The sequence below is a fragment of the Sporosarcina sp. P12(2017) genome (assembly GCF_002743035.1).
In the GTDB taxonomy this organism is placed as follows: Bacteria; Bacillota; Bacilli; order Bacillales_A; family Planococcaceae; genus Sporosarcina; species Sporosarcina ureae.
In genome coordinates, this window is sequence record NZ_PDYL01000009.1 from 32,473 (window position 1) to 53,050 (window position 20,578).

General features: G+C 41.5%; 18 protein-coding genes and 1 pseudogene. 8 read left to right on the forward strand and 11 right to left on the reverse strand.

The window, feature by feature from the left end; genetic code table 11:
* Positions 1 to 105: 105 nt before the first annotated feature.
* Positions 106 to 1,839, forward strand: coding sequence for a methyl-accepting chemotaxis protein (locus tag CSV80_RS08825; protein WP_099670532.1), 1,734 nt, complete (start codon positions 106 to 108; stop codon positions 1,837 to 1,839).
* Positions 1,840 to 1,893: 54 nt separating this feature from the next.
* On the opposite strand, the gene CSV80_RS08830 is transcribed toward CSV80_RS08825, so the two are convergent.
* The 3 genes from CSV80_RS08830 to CSV80_RS08840 all read right to left on the reverse strand — a co-directional run bounded on the left by CSV80_RS08830 (position 1,894) and on the right by CSV80_RS08840 (position 4,349).
* Positions 1,894 to 3,108, reverse strand: a complete 1,215-nt coding sequence (locus CSV80_RS08830) for a carboxylate--amine ligase (RefSeq protein WP_099670533.1) — start codon at positions 3,106 to 3,108, stop codon at positions 1,894 to 1,896.
* 75 nt (positions 3,109 to 3,183) lie between these two features.
* A complete protein-coding gene (locus CSV80_RS08835; protein WP_099670534.1) occupies positions 3,184 to 3,885 on the reverse strand; it encodes an RluA family pseudouridine synthase in 702 nt (233 codons plus the stop codon).
* Positions 3,882 to 4,349, reverse strand: coding sequence for a low molecular weight protein-tyrosine-phosphatase (locus CSV80_RS08840; RefSeq protein WP_099670535.1), 468 nt, complete (start codon positions 4,347 to 4,349; stop codon positions 3,882 to 3,884). The genes CSV80_RS08835 and CSV80_RS08840 overlap by 4 nt, the downstream gene beginning before the upstream one ends.
* Before the next feature lie 218 nt (positions 4,350 to 4,567).
* Between CSV80_RS08840 and CSV80_RS08845 the strand changes: the two genes are divergently transcribed.
* Positions 4,568 to 4,942: an SLAP domain-containing protein gene (locus tag CSV80_RS08845; RefSeq protein WP_099670536.1), complete on the forward strand. Its 375-nt coding sequence runs from the start codon at positions 4,568 to 4,570 to the stop codon at positions 4,940 to 4,942.
* Between the two features lie 46 nt (positions 4,943 to 4,988).
* Here the strand turns inward: CSV80_RS08845 and CSV80_RS08850 are convergent, their stop codons facing one another.
* Positions 4,989 to 5,705, reverse strand: coding sequence for a YebC/PmpR family DNA-binding transcriptional regulator (locus CSV80_RS08850; RefSeq protein ID WP_029055105.1), 717 nt, complete (start codon positions 5,703 to 5,705; stop codon positions 4,989 to 4,991).
* Between the two features lie 906 nt (positions 5,706 to 6,611).
* Here CSV80_RS08850 and CSV80_RS08860 point away from each other — a divergent pair.
* The 6 genes from CSV80_RS08860 to CSV80_RS08885 all read left to right on the forward strand — a co-directional run bounded on the left by CSV80_RS08860 (position 6,612) and on the right by CSV80_RS08885 (position 11,308).
* Complete coding sequence (locus CSV80_RS08860) at positions 6,612 to 7,319, forward strand: phosphoadenylyl-sulfate reductase (protein WP_099670538.1); 708 nt, start codon at positions 6,612 to 6,614, stop codon at positions 7,317 to 7,319.
* 75 nt (positions 7,320 to 7,394) lie between these two features.
* Positions 7,395 to 8,537, forward strand: coding sequence for a sulfate adenylyltransferase (gene sat / locus CSV80_RS08865; RefSeq protein ID WP_099670539.1), 1,143 nt, complete (start codon positions 7,395 to 7,397; stop codon positions 8,535 to 8,537).
* 11 nt (positions 8,538 to 8,548) lie between these two features.
* The gene (cysC, locus tag CSV80_RS08870; protein WP_099670540.1) at positions 8,549 to 9,145 is read left to right on the forward strand and encodes an adenylyl-sulfate kinase; all 597 of its coding nucleotides are present in this window, start codon (positions 8,549 to 8,551) and stop codon (positions 9,143 to 9,145) included.
* Between the two features lie 12 nt (positions 9,146 to 9,157).
* Positions 9,158 to 9,934, forward strand: a complete 777-nt coding sequence (gene cobA / locus CSV80_RS08875) for a uroporphyrinogen-III C-methyltransferase (RefSeq protein WP_099670541.1) — start codon at positions 9,158 to 9,160, stop codon at positions 9,932 to 9,934.
* Positions 9,931 to 10,692, forward strand: a complete 762-nt coding sequence (locus CSV80_RS08880) for a sirohydrochlorin chelatase (protein WP_099671859.1) — start codon at positions 9,931 to 9,933, stop codon at positions 10,690 to 10,692. Before cobA ends, CSV80_RS08880 begins: the two co-directional genes overlap by 4 nt.
* On the forward strand, positions 10,673 to 11,308 hold the full coding sequence (locus CSV80_RS08885; protein ID WP_099670543.1) for a precorrin-2 dehydrogenase/sirohydrochlorin ferrochelatase family protein: 636 nt from the start codon (positions 10,673 to 10,675) through the stop codon (positions 11,306 to 11,308). Before CSV80_RS08880 ends, CSV80_RS08885 begins: the two co-directional genes overlap by 20 nt.
* Before the next feature lie 61 nt (positions 11,309 to 11,369).
* Here CSV80_RS08885 and CSV80_RS08890 read toward each other — a convergent pair whose 3' ends face one another.
* The 7 genes and pseudogenes from CSV80_RS08890 to efeO all read right to left on the reverse strand — a co-directional run bounded on the left by CSV80_RS08890 (position 11,370) and on the right by efeO (position 20,548).
* Positions 11,370 to 11,714, reverse strand: a complete 345-nt coding sequence (locus tag CSV80_RS08890; protein WP_233201555.1) for a DUF6568 family protein — start codon at positions 11,712 to 11,714, stop codon at positions 11,370 to 11,372.
* A 170-nt stretch (positions 11,715 to 11,884) separates the two neighbouring features.
* Entirely contained in the window at positions 11,885 to 12,496 is a 612-nt protein-coding gene (gene wrbA, locus CSV80_RS08895; RefSeq protein ID WP_099670545.1) for an NAD(P)H:quinone oxidoreductase, read from the reverse strand.
* A 281-nt stretch (positions 12,497 to 12,777) separates the two neighbouring features.
* Positions 12,778 to 14,502: an assimilatory sulfite reductase (NADPH) hemoprotein subunit gene (gene cysI, locus CSV80_RS08900; RefSeq protein ID WP_099670546.1), complete on the reverse strand. Its 1,725-nt coding sequence runs from the start codon at positions 14,500 to 14,502 to the stop codon at positions 12,778 to 12,780.
* A 25-nt stretch (positions 14,503 to 14,527) separates the two neighbouring features.
* The gene (locus CSV80_RS08905) at positions 14,528 to 16,342 is read right to left on the reverse strand and encodes an assimilatory sulfite reductase (NADPH) flavoprotein subunit (RefSeq protein WP_199083957.1); all 1,815 of its coding nucleotides are present in this window, start codon (positions 16,340 to 16,342) and stop codon (positions 14,528 to 14,530) included.
* A gap of 352 nt (positions 16,343 to 16,694) precedes the next feature.
* Positions 16,695 to 18,515, reverse strand: coding sequence for an FTR1 family iron permease (locus CSV80_RS08910; RefSeq protein WP_099670547.1), 1,821 nt, complete (start codon positions 18,513 to 18,515; stop codon positions 16,695 to 16,697).
* Positions 18,418 to 19,695: pseudogene (efeB, locus tag CSV80_RS08915) on the reverse strand (iron uptake transporter deferrochelatase/peroxidase subunit). The gene CSV80_RS08910 and the pseudogene efeB overlap by 98 nt, the downstream one beginning before the upstream one ends.
* A 4-nt stretch (positions 19,696 to 19,699) precedes the next feature.
* Positions 19,700 to 20,548, reverse strand: coding sequence for an iron uptake system protein EfeO (gene efeO, locus CSV80_RS08920; RefSeq protein WP_099670548.1), 849 nt, complete (start codon positions 20,546 to 20,548; stop codon positions 19,700 to 19,702).
* Between the last annotated feature and the right edge of the window lie 30 nt (positions 20,549 to 20,578).

The following is a 20,578-nucleotide window of genomic DNA, read 5'->3' on the forward strand; positions in this document are numbered from 1 at the left end:
ATTACTATTAAATGAGACAAGCTATTCCGTTATTAATCAGAATAGCCTATACTATAAAAAAGGGAGAAAGGTTTCATATATAAATTGCAAAAGGGGGATTACATATTGAAAGGTTCAGTACGTAACAAGTTGATAGCGCTTGCAGCATTAGTTATTTTAATACCACTACTAGCTGTAGGTATCGTCAATTACTTTGTAGCGAAGCAAGAGCTTGAGAAAGTCGGGGAAATGGGATTACAGAACGGGACGTATGCTGTCCTAGATTTAATTGATGAGCTCAATGTGCAAGTAGAGAACGGTACAATTAGTTTAGAAGACGCCCAAGAACGGGCTAAAGACAAAATTATGGGACCTATGGCCACAGATGGTACTAGAGCTTTAGACAATCCAGCAAAATACGGGGAGAACTTCTACTTTTATGTAGTGGATGAGGAGGGCACTTTGCTTGTACATCCGCAGAAAGAAGGAGAAAGTCTCTATGAAACCAAAACAAAAGATGGTCGTTACTTTATTCGCGAAGTAATTTCAGAAGCTAAAAACGGAGGCGGTTTTGTACAATATGACTGGCCGCTTCCAAGTAACCTGAATGTAGAAGCACCAAAAATCACCTACGGCTTAGAAGATCCTAATTGGGGATGGATCGTAGTAGCTGGAACCTATCTAGTTGACTTTAACGCCGGAGCCAAAAATGTTTTATGGTACACCTTAATTTCAGTCATTATTTCTATCATTGTAGGCGTTACACTATTCTCCATTTTCTCAGGACGTCTGACATCATACATTAAGAATATTCGCCTCATTACAGCAGAAATTGCGCAAGGTAAACTGACAGGTGAAGATATTCCGATCCGTTCACGTGATGAGCTCGGCCACTTAGCTGAAAATGTGAATAAGATGAAAAATAATCTGAATGAGATGGTCGGTCATACAAGACTTTCTTCAGACCGCATGAGAACATCTTCCGAAACACTTAGCGCAATTACAGAAGAAGCAACAGCATCAGCTGACGAAATCCACAGCGCTATTGCTGAAGTTTCTTCAGGTGCAGTATTGCAATCCGAAGAAGCAGACGTTGCAATCACAAAAGTGGGGCAATTGTCTACGCTGATTTCTAATGCATCTGCACAATATGAAAACGTCGTGACGGAGATGCGCAGCATGAATGATCTACAAAGTTCAGGTATGCAAAAAGCCGAGACATTGGAGGAGAATTCTAATAACTTCAACATCGTAATCAACGACTTGCAAGGTAATTTCTCACAACTCGTATTCAGAATGAATGAGATCCAAGCAATCGTTCAAACGATTTCATCGATCTCAGAACAAACAAACTTACTGGCATTAAACGCCAGTATTGAAGCCGCTCGCGCAGGTGAACACGGAAAAGGATTCGCTGTAGTAGCAAATGAAGTACGTCAATTATCTGAAGACACGAACGAGGCAACTACGAGAGTTCGCGACCTACTAGTGCATATCCGAAAAGATACGACGTCTGCTGAAAATCAAATGAAACACACATTAGATTTGACGAGTGATCAAGAAGGCACGATTATAGATACAAAAAATGCTTTTGAACAATTATCCGATTCCATCCTCAACATCACCTCACTGTTAAAGACTATGGAAGATGATATGAACAGCATGGACGAAAATCGACAACATGTTGTTCAGGCAATTGATCAAATTGCAGCAGTCGCAACTGAATCAGCAGCAGCTACCGAACAGGTCAATGCATCTATCGATGAACAAAAAGCTGCCATCAGCACGATTATGCACGCTTCTCTCGACCTTCATACAGAAGCGGAGACTATGCACGACCTCGTAGACCGATTCAGCTAAATATGTAAGTAAAGATAAAAGATCCCTGCGCATGTGATGTGCAGGGATCTTTTCTTATTTAACAGCATTTTTATATTTCTTGTAGTAGTTAATTTGACGCATCAGTAAATACAATTTACGCTTCATATGCTTATCTTTATTGTAAAATAAAGGATTACCATACTTCCCTGCTTTGATCAGAGATCGGATCTCTTTTTCCATAGGCGGATTATCAACAAACTTTTTCAATACCGCTTTCGGTACGACCGTGAATAGGAAATGGTCATCTAAATATGTTAACGGCTTTTCCTTCCCGTATACCAAGTCATCGACCAAATACTTCGCCATATTCTCACCGCACTGCGTAATGTAATAACTTGAACGTCCTTGACGGATATTCACTTCAAACGCTTTGAATTTGCCATCGCGCTTATCGTATTTCAAGTCGAAGTTTCCGTATCCAACATAACCGATCGCTTCTAGGAACTTCGCAAGCTTCGTCATGATTTCTTCATTATAACGCGTAATCAATGCCGTATAGTTTCCGATTGCTGTCATGGCACGCTCTTGTAGTACCACTTGTGCCAATGTGATTAACTGCGCTTTACCGTGCTGATCAGCATAATATACGGCATCCCACATATACGTATCGTCGCCAGGAATGAAATCCTGAATGATCAGATCTTCCGTATACCCACTGGCTTTTACCATCTGGATAATGCGGTTGATTTCTTCATATGTATCGACTTTATAGATTTTCTGCAATCCTTCAAACGGATGGCGATAGTATTGCACACCGTCGCTCGGCTTGATGATGACCGGAAACAGTACTTCTTCTGTAAATGGTTCATCGGATAAACACGAATGAAAATATGTGGAAGGTGTATCTATTCCATGTTCCGCACATAATTCATAGAAGTTTTTCTTAATATACACGGCATTCATAATTTCTTCATCGATATAATTGAACAAGAAATCTTCTTGTAAAGCTTCCCGCTGCTCAATAATTAGACGGACATATAAGTCATCCGTTCCAACTAAAACTAATTTTTGATCAGCGGTACGGTATTTTTTGGCTATTCCACGTAAAAACTGGACAAATATTTCAGGGTCATGTAAACCTTGATTTAATTCCTGGATATTTGTAATCGTACTATAACTTGTGAATGGCAATGGTTCTCTACCTACAATTACAGGTTTAATGCCGTATTCTTCATGAAATGAAATCGCCATATTATAGGCGTTAATATTAGTTCCGACAATAATCGGTATAAAAGAATGCTTACTCATATATTCCTCCAACGGACGTTTTTCCATTTAGTGTAGTTGCACCGAATTCGTAAGTCAAGAATGGACGGTTCTTCACTAACCATATGTTTTATAAACTTGATCGTGCGTAGTGTATAATTCCCAAGGATAAACCCGTGGTGCTTCTGAAGTAAATTGCATCTTTTCCTTTGTTGTCGGATGTTCTAACTCCAACTTGTGCGCCCATAATGCAATCTGTTCGCCACGCTTATTCATTGAACTTCCATATTTCTGATCACCATAGAGCGGGAGCCCTTCTGTAGCCATTTGTACCCGAATCTGGTGTGATCGTCCTGTATGTAGACGTACACTTACTAAGCTTTGATCAATTTTACTATCGAGTAGTTGATAATCCAAACTGGCCACTTTCCCCTCCGGATGGTTCGGCTTCACACTATACACTTGATTTTTTTGACGACTCTTGTATAAATAATGCTGGAGAGTAGATTGTTTTTTCCGAGGCACACCACGAAGAACCGCTAAATATCTCCGTTCAATGATGCCCCGACGAAGCTGATCGGATAGACGAGATGCCGCTTTGGAAGTTTTGGCAAATACCATCACACCGCCAACAGGACGATCAAGACGATGTACTAATCCAAGATATACCTTTCCTGGCTTTTGATAACGTCTCTTAATATCTTGCTTTAAAATAGTCAATACGTCCAAGTCTCCACTTTCATCTTCTTGCACCGGCACATTGACCGGTTTTTCAACGACTAAGAGATGGTTATCTTCATATAGTATAGGAATCTTCATTTAATGGATTCCTCTTTTTTAATAAGATCCATTAATGCCTGACAACCTTCAAGCACCAAGTCGTATGTTTCTTGAAAATCACCAGTAAAGTACGGATCTGGAACATCTTTTTGATGACTTGTCAAATCCAAAAAACGAAGCACACGCTGATGATCATGATCTCCAAAGATGTTATGAATATTTCGGATGTTTTCTGCGTCCATTCCGATAATATAATTAGATTCCTCTGCATCTTTCACGTTCAATTGACGTCCGGCCATCCCTTCTGCCGAAACTTGAAATTCTGCCAGTTTGGACAGCGTTCCCTCATGGGGTGCTTTCCCGACATGCCAATCGCTTGTTCCTGCCGAGTCTACTTCAATGCGATTCTCTAATCGTTCATCATGAATCATCTTACGAAAAACTCCTTCAGCCATTGGTGAGCGACAAATATTCCCGAGACAAACGAATAATACACGTATCATACCACTCTCTCCTTTTACTAGTGCATTTCTACTCTAGTATACATCATTCGATAATTTCCTTCATTCTATGTAAAGTGATCGCAATATTTCCATATGCGACGAAATATATTGTCCACAAGAGAATTAAGTCGTAGTTAATATTTTTTATTATTCTGTGATATAATAGGACTTAAATATCAATACCAAGGGAATGATATAGGAATAAGGAGGTTGAAACTATGCAAATTGTGTTTGAAGCTACTTGGGAAGCTACTTTATCAGATCAACAAAAACAGGCTTTTATTCATCAATATGAAACTAAAAGATCTGTTCAGGAAGAATTTACAGCTACATCAATACTGTTAAAACATAAACGCGATGGAGGATTAGTTGCTACTGTATTTTTGCAAAATAATCGTGATGAAGTATTATCTATTCGCGAAGCTACAGTATGTGTAGTGAATGGACGAGGAGGTACAGCAGCTGAGGAGACTTTTTCATTGTCCCTCGATATTCCACCTTTTAGTGCAACACCTTGGTCTTTCGTCTTTTTACCTGCTTATGTAGATTCCATTGAAGAACCTACTGACGGATGGAAAGTCATCATAAAGTAATACATGAAAAAACAGCTGCTCCATCACATTATGGAGCAGCTGTTTTTTATGCCAATTCAACATTATGATGAACTTGTTGTACGTCTTCTAAATCATCGAGTGCATCGATCATTTTTTCAAACTGCTCCTGCGCTTCTTCATCCAATGAAATCTCATTCTGAGCAATCATGGACAACTCGGCTACGGTAAAGTCCGTAACACCTGCTTGACGGAATGCTTCCTGCACTTCATGGAAATGGGAAGGATCTGCGTATACTACCACTTGTCCATTTTCCTCTTCGATATCATTTACATCAACATCCGCTTCCATTAATAACTCTAATACTTCATCTTCCGTTTTGCCTTCAACACCGATAATAGCAGCTGGATCAAACATGTAAGCTACAGAACCACTAACTCCCATGTTTCCTCCATTTTTACCAAATGCCGCACGTACTTCGGAAGCTGTCCGATTGACGTTATTTGTTAATGCATCCACGATGACCATAGAGCCGTTCGGTCCGAATCCTTCGTAACGAAGTTCGTCGAAGTTTTCCTCACCGCCACCTTTTGCTTTTTCGATAGCACGGTCAATAATTGCTTTCGGAATGCTGTATGTTTTTGCACGCTCGAGTACGAATTTCAGTGCTTGGTTGGATTCAGGACTGGGATCTCCTGATTTTGCTGCTACATATATTTCACGACCAAACTTTGCATAGATTCTACTTGTGTTCGCATCTTTAGACGCTTTTTTTTCTTTAATGTTATTCCATTTACGGCCCATTGGCTGCACACTCTTTCCTTTAGTTATAATGGTTTACTACTATTTAGTATACCAATTGCCTTTTGACATGAAAAGTAAAAAGAATAACGATGTGAGATAAATAGATTTGGATGGCACTATGACTTATGTTTCAAGCGCTTGGGAAATTGCGCTAGTGATTGGTAATTATTTAGGTCATGGTTTTAACAGAGCTAATAAACTGACAGATTGGGTACAGTACCCGACTAAGAGACGCGTTTGGTGGAACGACTATGCGGCTGTGGGTCTTTGTTGCTTTTTGTTGGGGGCGTTGCTCGACTGGTTGTTGGGTATTGGAGTTAGTGAGTGTTCGCTTTCTGGACCCGCGCAGGCACGTGGGGGATTGCCTCCAGCCAGGAGCCAGCTGGCGGTGGGGCTGCCAGTTGTCTCATGGCCACGGCCTACCCCGCAGTTGTGCCTGCGCTACTAAGTGAAAATTATTTAGGTTGTGGTTTTTACAGGGACGAGATCTGCGACTTGGCGATACTGATTTTCTGCTTTTGAAAAAGAAGTATATGAACTGCCCTACACACAATCCAACGATGGCGACTGCTGTGGTAGGCGAAGCAATGAGACAGAGACAGGCGACTTTCCTGTCTGTGGCTCCTTGCGAAAGCCATCTACTAGCGCAGAAGTGGGGAAAATGAGTATTCCATTCTCATAGCCAGTCAAACGAGTCGCCCTGTACAAAACATAAAAATAAATGATCTTGCCAAACCACTACCCACTACCGCTTATTACCCACCATGCACCAGACTCTAATCCAGATAAACAAATTACCACGACTTAAACAAATATAAACTTTAATCCCTACTATTCTAATTTGCATTGACTATTTTTAATTGTCTGTTAAACTGTTAATAATATAACAGTTAGCGGGGGGATGGAATGATCACATTTGAATCGTGGAAAGATTTACCGGTCTTACCAGAGTTTCCAGCAGACTCCGAGACAAAAGGAGCTTCTGAAGTATTGCAGTGGGCTTATGATCACTATGGAGAAAAGCTAGTTTACGCTTGTAGCTTTGGTATCGAAGGAATTGTATTGATCGAACTGATTTCACGCGTGAAAACCGATGCCAAGATTGTTTTTTTAGACACCAATTATCATTTTAAAGAGACATATGACACGATAGAAAAAGTGAAGAAGCGTTATCCTCAGCTGCAAATTCATTTGCAACAGCCTGGATTGACTATTGAAGAACAGACAGATCAGTATGGTCTAGATCTCTGGAAAACGAATCCGAACAAATGCTGTGATTTGCGGAAGATTAAACCATTGGAAGAAGCGATTGCCCCATCCATTGCTTGGATATCAGGATTACGTCGGGAACAATCTGAAATGAGAAAATCTACCGAGTATCTGAATGTAGATAATCGTTTTGAAAAGATTAAAGTGTGTCCGCTTATTCATTGGACATGGAAAGACGTTTGGCGTTTCGCCCACACACATGAACTGGACTATAATATACTTCATGATCAAGGCTACCCGAGTATTGGGTGCGCAAACTGTACAAAACCAGCGTTTACTGAAGAAGATATGCGCTCTGGACGCTGGACTGGTAGCGGCAAGACAGAATGCGGACTGCACACGTAAATTTTTTTAGTATTAAAACCAAGTATTTCTATATGACTTATTAAAATGAAAAGGATAGGATAGGTGTTCAAAAAAATGACAACAATACAACCACATGGCGGTAATTTAGTTAATTTATATGATCCCACTCTCTCCATTGAGGGACTCCATAAAACAGTTTCAATTGATGCAACATCAGTAAGTGATTTGGAATTAATCGCAACAGGTGCATACAGCCCGTTAACTGGCTTTTTAACTTCCAAAGATTATCATGCAGTCGTCAATGATATTCGTTTAGCAGACGGTACGATATGGAGTTTACCGATTACGCTACCCGTTAAAGACCGTTCGGCTTACTCTGTAGGCGATACGGTTTTACTCGATTATCAAGGCGATATCTACGGCACACTTGAAATTACGGATATCTTCGAACCTGATCAACAAATCGAAGCTGAAAAAGTTTATAAGACAGCTGACCGTGCACATCCAGGTGTTGCGAAGTTACTCGATCGCGGCCATATCTATCTTGGCGGACCGATCAAACTGATCAGAAGAATAGAACAGAAAGATTTCGCTGAATTTTATTTCGATCCTTCTGGAACTCGTCAAGCATTTGAAAATAACGGTTGGAAGACGATCGTCGGATTCCAAACGCGTAATCCTGTACATCGTGCACATGAGTATATTCAAAAAACAGCACTTGAGATTGTTGATGCACTTTTGCTCAACCCGCTAGTTGGCGAGACAAAGTCTGACGACATCCCCGCTGATGTACGGATGGAGAGTTATCAAGTATTACTGCGTGACTACTACCCTGAAGATCGTGTGCAGTTGGCTGTCTTCCCTGCTGCAATGCGTTATGCAGGACCACGTGAAGCTATCTTTCATGCTCTTGTACGTAAAAATTATGGTTGTACACACTTTATCGTCGGCCGTGATCATGCAGGGGTTGGAGATTATTATGGCACATACGAAGCACAAGAAATCTTCTCGAACTTTACAGCGGAAGAAATCGGCATCACATTACTGTTCTTTGAACATAGTTTCTTCTGTAAAGCCTGCGGCAATATGGCAACACCTAAAACTTGCCCGCACTCTAGTGAGGACCATGTAATCCTTTCGGGAACTAAGGTACGGGAGATGTTGAAAAACGGCATCTTGCCTCCACCGGAATTCAGTCGTAAAGAAGTAGTTGATGTACTAATCAATGGCTTACAAGAAAAAGAACTAGCGAAGTGAGGGGAAACGATATGGCAAAGAACATTGTATGGCATGATCAATTAATTTCAAAAGAAGAACAGCGTATAAAAAATAAACATCATAGCGCAGTACTCTACTTCACTGGTCTATCGGGTTCGGGTAAATCTACGATTGCCAATGCAGCCGCTCGCCGGTTGCACGATCTTGGTGCTAACACCTATGTACTTGATGGCGATAATGTCCGTCATGGCTTAAATAAGGACCTTGGCTTCTCTGATGAAGCACGTAAAGAAAATATTCGTCGCATTGGCGAAGTTTCGAAATTATTCATTGACAGTGGTCAGCTTGTGTTCACCGCATTCATCTCCCCTTTCCAAGAAGACCGAGACAGCGTCAGACGTTTGGTGGAAGAGGATGAATTTGTTGAAGTGTATATCAGTTGCCCTCTTGATGCTTGTGAGGAACGTGACCCAAAGGGGTTATATGAAAAAGCACGTGCCGGTGTCATTCCTGAATTTACCGGAATTTCATCACCTTATGAAGCACCAGTAAAACCTGAACTTACATTAGAAACGGATCAATGTACTGTGGAAGAGTGTGTAGAGCAATTAATCGGCTACTTACGTGAAAAAAAATGGATTAATTAAGGAGTGGTTGGAATGGGAAAAGTTTGGCTAGTCGGAGCGGGTCCTGGAGATCCTGATTTATTGACCGTCAAAGCGGTGAAAGCTATACAGCAAGCGGATGTAATTCTTTATGACAGACTGATCAATCAAGAAATTTTAACTTATGCGAAGCCGGATGCGGAATTGATTTTTGTAGGCAAGCTTCCGAAGCATCATTTCCTCCAGCAGGATATGATTAATTCCTTATTGGTTAAACAGGCGAAGCAAGGTAAACAAGTCGTACGTCTGAAAGGCGGCGATCCATTTATATTCGGTCGTGGCGGTGAAGAAGCAGCGTTTGTGGTAAGGCATCACATCCCATTCGAAGTAATTCCGGGCATCACGTCCGGAATCGCAGCTCCTGCCTATGCAGGTATTCCCGTTACTCACCGTGATTATAGTGCATCATTTGCCATCGTCACAGGCCATCGTAAAGAAGGAGCCGAAGAGGCTGAGAAATGGCAGGCTCTCGCGAAAGGAATTGATACACTGGCGATCTACATGGGTGTCAGCAATCTTCCCTATATCCAGAAGCAATTAATCCAACATGGCAAAGATCCAGACACACCCGTCGCATTCATTCATTGGGGGACTACAGAGACGCAACGCACAGTTACTGCCACACTTTCCACCATGACGGACACAGCACGTCTTGAGGAAGTCAAAAACCCTAGCATGATTGTTATTGGTGAAGTAGTAAGCTTACGTGATGAATTACAATGGTTCGAGGAATCGAGCGAAGAACGTCGCTTGCACGAGACGTTAGTATGAGAGCGATTCTATATATTTGCCACGGCAGCCGCGTAAAGAAAGGGCAGCAGGCTGCTTTGGCGTTCATTCAGAAGACGATGGAAACCGAAACGGCTCCTATTCAAGAAGCGTGTTTCCTTGAACTCGCCGATCCGTCTATCGCGGTAGGTGTCGCACGCTGTATAGAACGGGGCGCTACAGAAATTATAGCTATCCCCTTTCTGTTATTGCGCGCAGGTCATGCCAACGTGGACATTCCTACTGAGCTACAGGAAGTCATGATGAATCACCCTAATATTCCTGTTTACTACGGTGATCCAATTGGTGTGGATGAACGAATGGTCGATGTGCTGATCGAACGATTGCATGAAGCGACAGAGTCAATTCCTGAGGATGCATCCATTTTATTGATTGGAAGAGGCAGCAGTGATCCTGCTACGAAAGAAGATTTTGCGGAGATCAAAAGAATCTTCCAAGAGAAAACCAAGCTTCAAAATGTTCATGTTGGTTATCTAGCGGCTTGCGAGCCTTTTTATGAAAAGGAACTCGAACGACTGCTAGAACAGGAGCCAAAGAATCTGTATATTTTACCGTATTTATTGTTCACTGGTATTTTGATGAAATCAATTGAACGAACACTACAGAAAACTAAAACAACAACCGCTATTCATCTATGCCCCGAATTAGGCTATGATCCAGTGATTCATGCGATTCTGAATGAAAGGGCCGATGAGGCAGCAGAAAGGAAACGTGGTCTCTATGTTCCCCATCATGCTTGAAAACATGGATGAATCAAACATATTCTTGGTCGGTGGCGGGCACGTCGCGTATCACAAAGTACTCAACCTACATCGGTTCGGTATTCATCCTACCATTATTAGTCCTGAATTCCATCCGTCTTTTGCAGAACTTGAACAGCAAGGGACGGTTACACTCATCACGAAAGAAGCGGAATGGGAAGATGTTGCGAACGCTTTTCTCACATTGCTCGTTACAGACAACGAAGCAGTAAATGATCATCTAGCCAAGCAATTAAAGGATGCGGGTAAACTAGTCGTACACGCTTCCAATCCATCACTAGGTACTGCGCAGATTCCAGCGGTCACGACTCGCGGTAAACTGATCATCAGCGTCTCTACAAGTGGCGCAAGTCCTTCATTAGCCAAGAAGATTCGGACGGAAATAGCAGAAACGTATGACGAACGTTATGAAGACTACCTAGACTTCTTGGCAGATGTCAGACACTACGTGAAGCAGTTTGTAACGGATCGTGTAGAACGTCGAACTTGGCTGAAAGAGGCCATTGAACCGATTTATCTTCATAACGTAGAAGAACGTCAAACCTTCCTCGATGAACTTAAGCAAACCTTCCCAGCAGAGCAGACTATCAGTTGAAAAGATAAAAAGATCATTAATTCATTTACGAATTAATGATCTTTTTAAAATTTCAATCCAATTACTTATGCATGAAAGATTTGATTTCTTCTTCTGACATAGATGAATCACATTTCACGTTTACTGTGTCTCCGTTAGTGTAAATGAAGCCTGGAACTGTTGGAATGCCATATTCATTACGGAATGCAGAAACACCTTTCATATCTGTGTTGTCAATACTATCTACATAATAGATATGCGCATCCGTCTCTTTAGACACTTTATTTAGTTTTCCAACGAACACTTGGCAAAAAGGACAGACAACCTTGCCTATATAAATTACTGCTTCGCCATCACCTTTTACTAACTCATTTGCTTTTGCCGAATCAATTTTCTCAAAATCCGCTATGTTTTCTTCATAAGTCATGTATAACAAATCTCCCTTCATTTACTATTAGTAGTATACCGCAATGTTTTAGCACTTAAACAAGTAAATGCTTACAAGTAGATTTCGGTTACTAGTTTTCAAGTCAATTGCATTGATCAATCAAAAAACAGAAAAAACCTGCTTATTTGGACAGATTTTTTCCATGACATTTATTGAATACCTTTTTTAACCCACTCTGCCACTGCGACCGTACGTTTGGCTTGATGTTTAACAGCGGCTTCTACATCTTCAATCATCTCGCCAGACTGACCGACCGTAACGCTAGTTCCATATGGGTTTCCACCTGCACCAAAGACTACTGGATCCGAATATCCTGGCGGTACGATAATCGCACCCCAGTGCATCATCGAAGTATATAACGATAGGATAGTTGCTTCTTGACCGCCATGTGGATTTTGAGCTGACGACATTGCACTTACAACCTTATTAATCGTCTTACCTTTCGCCCATATACCGCCTTGTGTATCGAGGAATTGCTTCATCTGAGAAGCCATATTACCAAAACGTGTTGGCGTACTGAAAATGATAGCATCTGCCCATTCTATGTCCTCTGATGTTGCTACCGGGATGTCTTTCGTTGCATCAGCCGTTGCTTTCCATACATTATTTCCTTCTACTACTGATTGTGGAGCCAGTTCCTCTACTTTTAAAACTTCCACCTCAGCACCTGCTTCTTTTGCGCTTTCTTCTGCCCACTTAGCTAATTGATAATTTGTTCCACCCATACTATAAAAAATTACAGCTAACTTAACTTTTGACATCCAAACAGCTCCTTTGGTTTGATAAATAATCTTTATTAAAGGTTCATGCTAATATAACCTTTCCCTTCCCCGTTATTTCTATTACTAATCATCTCTATTTATATAATCTTTATACCAAATCAACTTACCTTTCCATTAAGATAAAGGTGAAATAGGAAAATGGGTATTTTTACAAGTATATCAGTGATCTTCCTAATACATTTTGCTTGAGCGCTAAAAATCCAATACTTCGTTTCAAAAAAGGACAGCTAGATTACTCTCTAGCTGCCCCACTTACCTAATCATACTTTATGGAAATTCGTTCCGTCTGTAGTTTCTGCAACAATGCCAGCACGGATCACAAAGTCTCCGAAGTGTTCACCATCATCGCGTTCTTTCGCATAACGTTTCAATATAGGTCCTAACTCACTTAAAATCTCTTCTTCTCCAATATTCTCACGGTAAATTTTGCTTAAGCGTTGCCCTGTAAAGCCGCCACCTAAGTACATATTATACTTGCCTGGTCCCTTACCAATAAAGCCTAGTTCCGCTATCGCCGGACGTGCACATCCATTCGGGCAGCCTGTCATACGCGTAACGATCTCTTCATCGCCAAGTCCAGCTTCGTCAAGCAAGCCTTCGATTTTTGTGATCAGTGAAGGTAAATAACGTTCTGCTTCTGCCATCGCCAAACCGCATGTCGGTAGTGCTACACATGCCATGGAATTTCTACGTAATGCTGACTGCTCAGCTGGAGACTCCAAACCATACTTCGCAATAATTTCCTCTATATTATTCTTATTTGAATCTGCTACGTCACCCAATACTAAGTTTTGATTTGGACTCAAACGGAAATCACCTGTATGAATTTCGGCAATTTCACGAAGTGCTGTCATCAATTTATAGTTCTCAGTATCACGCACACGACCATTTTCAATGAAGAACGTATAATTCCAGCGATCATTTTCTGCTGGTACCCATCCATAGCGATCCCCGTTATGATCAAAGTGATAAGGGCGCGTTTCTTCCAATTCCCAGCCCAGACGGCTATGAAGTTCACTAATCAGCCAATCTAGTCCCCGAGAATCAATCGTATATTTGAAGCGTGCATACTTTCGCACGGAACGATTTCCGTTGTCACGCTGGATCATCATCAAGTGCTTCGCTACATCTACCACTTGATCTGCAGGTACGAATCCAATCAGACGACCTAACTGAGGGTACGTCTGCTCATCTCCATGCGCCATTCCCATACCGCCACCTACAGCAACGTTGAAGCCGACTAATTTGTCGTCTTCTACTATCGCAATCAACCCAATGTCTTGAGAAAATACATCAATATCATTCATTGGAGGTACCGCAATACCAATCTTGAATTTTCTAGGCAAATACGTCGCGCCGTAGATTGGCTCTACCTCTTCCCCTGCCGTATCCACAACCTTTTCCTCATCCAACCAAATTTCATGATAAGCCGTTGTTTGTGGCAGTAAATCCAAACTTAATCTCTTCGACCACTCATATATTTCCGCGTGAACCGATGACTGATTCGGATTGGGGCTGCACATGACGTTTCGGTTAACGTCACCACAAGCCGCAATAGAATCCAGTAGCGCGTCATTCATTTCCTGGATATTCTTTTTCATATTCCACTTCAAAATCCCATGCATTTGGAATGCTTGGCGTGTCGTTAACTTTAATGTGCCGTTACCATATTTATGTGCCAGTTCATCCATAACAAGCCATTGTTTTGGCGTAGCGAAGCCAGCAGGCGTCCGCACCCGGATCATGAACTGATAGGCTGGCTCCAACTTTTGACGCTGACGCTCTACCCGTAAATCTCGATCATCCTGCAAATAACTACCGTGGAATTTCATTAGACGGTTATCATCATCTGGAATTCCTGAGCTGATGGAATCATTCATCGTTTCAATGAGATTTCCACGCAAGTAATCACTTTCAATTTTAATTTCTTCTACATCACTCGGTGCTCCATCTTGTATATGGATCGGTTTTGTTGTTGAAGACATGCTTCCACTCCCCCTTCTGAATTACTTAATAGACATCTCTCTGATAGCGTTTTTCTTGAACTAACTGTGTAATGAATGCTTCGGCTTCTTCAAGTGATTTGCCGCCTTCTTGTTGAAGGATTTCCAGCAACGTCGCGTGGACGTCTTTTGCCATGTTCTGTTCATCACCACATACATAAATCACTGCACCTTCTTCAATCCATTGGTACAGTTCTTGACTCGCTTGTTTCATACGATGCTGTACATATACTTTTTCATCCGTATCACGTGAAAAGGCTACATCGAGGCGTGTTAACGCACCATCCTTTACGTAATTTTGCCATTCAGTCTGGTAATAGAAATCCGTCACATAATGCTGATCTCCAAAGAACAACCAAGACTTTCCTTCCGCTCCTGTTTCACTACGTTCTTCAATGAATGAACGGAATGGCGCGATACCCGTTCCTGGCCCTATCATGATGATCGGCGTTTCCGACTTAGCAGGTAAGCGGAAGTTGTCATTTTTATGGATATAGATTGGTAATGTATCTCCTGGCTCAAGGTTTTCTGCACATTGGATCGAGCAAACACCTTGTCTGTCACGACCATGTGCTTCGTAACGAACAACACCAATTGTCAGATGCACTTCTTCAGGATTCGCTTCTAGACTACTCGCAATTGAATATAATCTCGCTGGCAATTTACGAAGAATCCCCACCAGTTGTTGTTCTGAAGCTTCTACTGGTCCGAAGTCCGTTAATGCATCTAGTAAATCCCGTCCATCGACATACGCACGAAGTTCATCCGCATTTTCTTTATTTAAAATTCGCTTCAACTCTTCTGACTTAGAGTAATTTGATAGTTTTTCAAGTAACGGTTTAGTCACTACGGTAACCTCTAAGTGATTCAGTAAAGCAATGCGTAAAGCACGGCGCTCTCCTTGTGAGTTAATTTCTACTGTTTCTTCCGCATTCCACTCCCCTACTTTAATAATCTCATCGATTAAGTCGGAATTATTCGTTGGGAAAATCCCTACACTATCGCCTGGTTCATATGTCAGCCCAGAGCCTTCTAGTGAAATCTCTACATGACGCGTTTCTTTATTAGAACCACGGCCGTTTAAGTTAATATTTTCAAGTACTTCTGCATTAAATGGATTCGTGCGTGAATACTGAGTAGAAGATGTAGTTTCGACTTCTACACTAGCTGCAGCTGATTGACCGCCCGTTTGGATTTCCAATGAAACTTCCACCGCAGCTAGCCACTGTGCTGCTGGCTCATCATAATCCAAATCACAATCTACACGTGGTGCTAACTGAACAGCGCCAAGGTCAGATAGTTTCTGATCGAAGTCAGCGCCCGCCTTACAAAAGAATTCATACGAGCTATCGCCAAGTGCCAATACTGAATAATGGAGATGATCTAGTTTCGGGGCACGTTTTCCATGCAAGAATTCAAAAAACGGTAAGGCTGTGTCAGGTGGGTCTCCTTCTCCGTGCGTACTGACGACAAGCAATAGGTTTTCGATTTTTTTTAGATTATTCGGTTTAAAATCATTCATGGACTGGATGGTCACATCAAAAGATTGCTCTTTTAACTTAGCTGCCGCTTGTTCTGCGATTCCCTGCCCGTTGCCTGTTTGGGAGCCATAAAGTACAGTTATTTCTTTTACTGCCGTCGAAACTTCTATAGCGGGACGCTCTAATACAGCGACGCCACCCGATGGTACTGAAGTTGAGCTGATAGCTGTTAAATAACCACTCAACCAATTTTGCTGTGTTTCTGTAATGCTCGGCAATAAACGATTGAGCAATTCTACTTGTTCTTCACTAAAAGGACTGTTCGATACTTGTAACGCCATATTCATCACCCTCGCAACCTCTTATTGTATTTTTTATAATCGCTTAATGTTGCAGAAAATCTGACTAGACTGACAACTATTTTTAAGATGACTTCATTGTATTACGATTAATCCTATTAGTCAAGTAGGTATTTAATAAGGTAAAGTACAAAGTCTAGAGTAGAATGACTAGACACTTTGTTGGGGTGGGGATTTGCGCTTCGGAGGGGACGCTTTCCTATGGGCGCGACCCTTATCTTTCGTTGCAATTCGCTTGTTAATAAAAAATCATCTAACATTGCTAACACACTTTGGTTTTAAACTTAATAATGCAAAAAAGGATGCCCCGTGGTTCTGGGACATCCTTGTCTTGTTAATTCGAAAGTTGTGCTTTGGAACGGTTACCTGCTCTTCGTATCCAGGCAGCCACTAGGATAATGATTAGTAAACCAAGTTGCGCCATGATCGTTTCATTGGTCGGATAAAAACCAATAAAGTCAATAATCGGCAAGCGAGGTTGTACCGTTGTGTGGATCACATTCGTCAACTGTAATGTATGCAGACTGACGCCAATAATCTTGAAAGCTAGCACATAAATCAATATCGTTGCCACTGCAAAGAAGCGGTGAATCGGAACACGATGACTGAGTTTCATGAAGACGGCCGCGACAATCGCCAATATGGAAACTGCTAGCAATATGACCATCACAAATTCCATAGTAGACATCTTCGGCGCAATCCCTGCGTAGAAGACAATCGTTTCCGCACCTTCTCTAAATACAGAAAGGAAGCTGACAGAAGCCATGGCGAGTACGCTTCCTTTTGAAATTGCTTGACCCATTTGTTTAGATATATAACGATTCCACGAGGCTACGTTGGATTTTTGGTTCATCCAAATACCGACACCGATCATCAGAGCAGCCGCCACGAGTCCCACATAACCTTCCATCATTTCACGATCATTGCCTATCGTGACAGATTGTAATACCGTGGACATCATAATCGCAACTACGATACTAAGTGCTAGGCCAGCACCCGCTCCAACATATACCCATTTACGCATAGCTTGTTGTTTAGCGTTCGTTAAGAATGATAATAACGCCATAATGATTAACAATGCTTCAAGACCTTCGCGCAATAAAATCAGCGCAGAATCCCAAAAGCTGAAGCTGTCATTTGTTTGCAGTAAGGCAATTTGCTGTTTGAAATTTTGTAACTGACGTTCGGCCTTTTCAAGATCATAGCCGCTATTCGACAATTGACCAATCATCAATGGCAATTCATTTTCAAGCTCTGAATAAAGGGTGGCATTTTTCGTACGCACTTCCCCTTCCACATTCGGCCAAACTTTAAAGAACTCGCGCAATGACTTCTTGGCGTCATCAAGCTCTTCATTTTGCAATGAGTCTGAACTTTTATCTAACAGTGCCGTCAATGTTGTCAAAGAATAGTCTTCAGTTGCTGTCTCTTTCAACGTCCCACTGACGAACTGATCTATCTTGACAGTTACATCATCAAACTGTGTTCTCAACATTTCAAGATCAGGTTCTTCTTCCGCCAACGTGATTCTTATGAATGCTATACTCGTTTCAATTGCACCATACGCTGAAATACTTTGCTCACGCACCGGACGTTCATTGCGTGTCCAGGTAGAAATAAATTGCTGATTTGCTTGTTCAATTTCTTCTAACGAACCCGACTCGATAGCTTCGTCTAATTCTGTGAGGGCTGGTTCCATCAATTGACCGAATTTCTCGCGTTCAGCTAGTCCGTCCACTGGATTTTCCGACTTTTCTAATTCATGTAAGGCTTTAGATAATGAACTTAATAGCGTACCGCGTGTTTCTGAGTCTGCTTGCAATGCTTGTTTTAATGTTTTATCGATCTCTTTTGTGAACTTCAAACTCTCTAGATTCTGTTGTTGCCAAATCGTTTCGAATTCTTGTAAGGATGCTAACGCTTCTGCATCATTCGCTTTTTTCGTTTGCATAATTGAATCACTGATGGAAATATAGAGATCACTATAATTGGTTTCCGTGTCAGCGAATGCTGGACGGATTGGCATTAATATGACAATTAATATAACCGCAATCCATTTATATAATCGAGAAGAGTGAGTCACCGATAAAGCCTCTCTTTTGAACTCCAGGGAAGCAGGCGAATAACGCGCTGCCACGATGAGTAATATATTCATTTAATTTATCTTCCCGACCAAAACTGTTTTGGATTGCGCTAAATTGTTTGGGATCTTTTTGGAACGAAATGAACAATAAACCCGCATCAAATGTACCAGTTGAATCCATAACGCCCGAACTATAGGAGAATGAACGACGGTAAATTTTCTGTTTGGATTTCTTAGCCAAACGCACATGAGAAGCTTCGGAGATCACATACTCACCGTTTGAATCCTTTTCATCCAAATCTACTTCGTCCATCTCTTTTTCTTTACCTATTGGCGCTCCCGTATCGCGATGGCGGCCAAATGTGGCTTCTTGTTCCTGCAGAGCTGTTCTATCCCATGTTTCCAAATGCATCTGAACTCGACGAACAGCCGTGTACGTACCATTGGTCATCCAACCTTTTGATTGTCCCGCATCGATCCAAGCAACTTTATTCATCTCGGCTTCTTTAGATCCATTAGGATTGACTGAACCAACTTTAAACGCAAATAAATTTCTTGGCGTCTCTTTTTTCTTACCTTTCATTGGATAGGAATTAAAGCCTGCCTGTGTCCATTTTAATGATACTTTTCCTGAAGCTGCACGCACTAAGTTTCGAACCGCGTGGAACGCAACTTGTGGATCATCCGCACATGCTTGAATACAAATATCTCCACCTGTATACGCTGGATCTAGCTGATCTTTCGGAAAGTGTGGTAAATCTTTCAGTTCAGCAGGTTTTTTTGATGCTAAACTTAAAGACTTTCTTTCAAATAGTGACGGACCTACACCTAATGTCAGCGTTAAGTTCGAAGCGTCCAACCCGACTGACTCTCCTGTATCTTTTGCTGGGATGAGCATATTGGAAGTCTGACCATCAATCTGTTCGCCATTCATCATGCGTACAGCAATGGGAGTCCACATTTTAAATAAATCCATCAATTCTTATTGTGAATTCACCAAGACATTCAACGAAGCAAAATATACGTAACTTTGACATTCAGTTGCGATTCCAGATTGGTGCTTTCCATAGAAATTGATCTTATTTTTTGAGCGTGGATTATCTTCTTCCTCTACCATTCCGAATACTTTGAGAACACCGCCAAGGCCCGATGCGCCGATTGCCACACCAGCTGCACCTGCTCCTGTATACTTCAGCATTTGACGACGCGAAATTTTCTTATCATAGAATTTTTCTTCAGTTCGGTCAGTCATAGGATCACTCCGTTACGATGCCCATCATACTTAATGGTTCACCTAGTTGATTTACCGCTTCTGATAGCGATTTTGTATCTTCTTTTGTTAATTCCTCATAGGATATATAGCCGCCATTGCCATCTTCATATTCCGCAAGCAGACTATTAATTGTTTCGAATTTAGTTTCGAGTTCATCGACTAGTTGCTGATCTTTTGCTACCATCTGATCTTTCAAAATTTCATAGATTTTTTCCGCGCCTTCAATATTTGCTTTGAAGTCATATAGATCAGTGTGAGAATAAATTTCTTCTTCACCAGTAATTTTAGAAGTAGAGACTTCATTCAATAAATCGACTGCCCCTGTGATCATCAAATCGGGTGACACTTCAACGGTTTCTACACGTGCACGTAGTTCTTTTGCATCCTTAAGCAATTGATCCGCAATCTCTGCGTACCCTTCAGTTGTATTTTCCACCCATAGACCGTATTCAATTTTATGATAGCCAGACCATTCTTCTTCTCCTTGACCCTCTTCTTGAATATCTGCAAGACGTGCATCGATTCGGGGATCTAAATCTCCAAAGCTTTCTGCAATCGGTTCAGAGCGTTCAAAATACATTCTAGCGATGGGATAAATTTTCTTTGCTTCTTCTATATCTCCCGCTTTAACAGCGGTGACGAATTTTTCTGTGTCCAGCACGAATTCATCCATTTGTTCAAGCGCAAACTCTTTATATGCATCTGTTTCAGCAGTTAAGTCTACTTCTTCAGTCGCTGCTGGTGCTTTTTCAGTAGGTTCTTCAGTTGTTCCACAGCCTGATAGTAAAATTCCTGTTGTTAAAGCGAAGGCATTTACGATTATTTGTTTCATATTTCTTCCTACTGTTTAGTTTTATGTTAT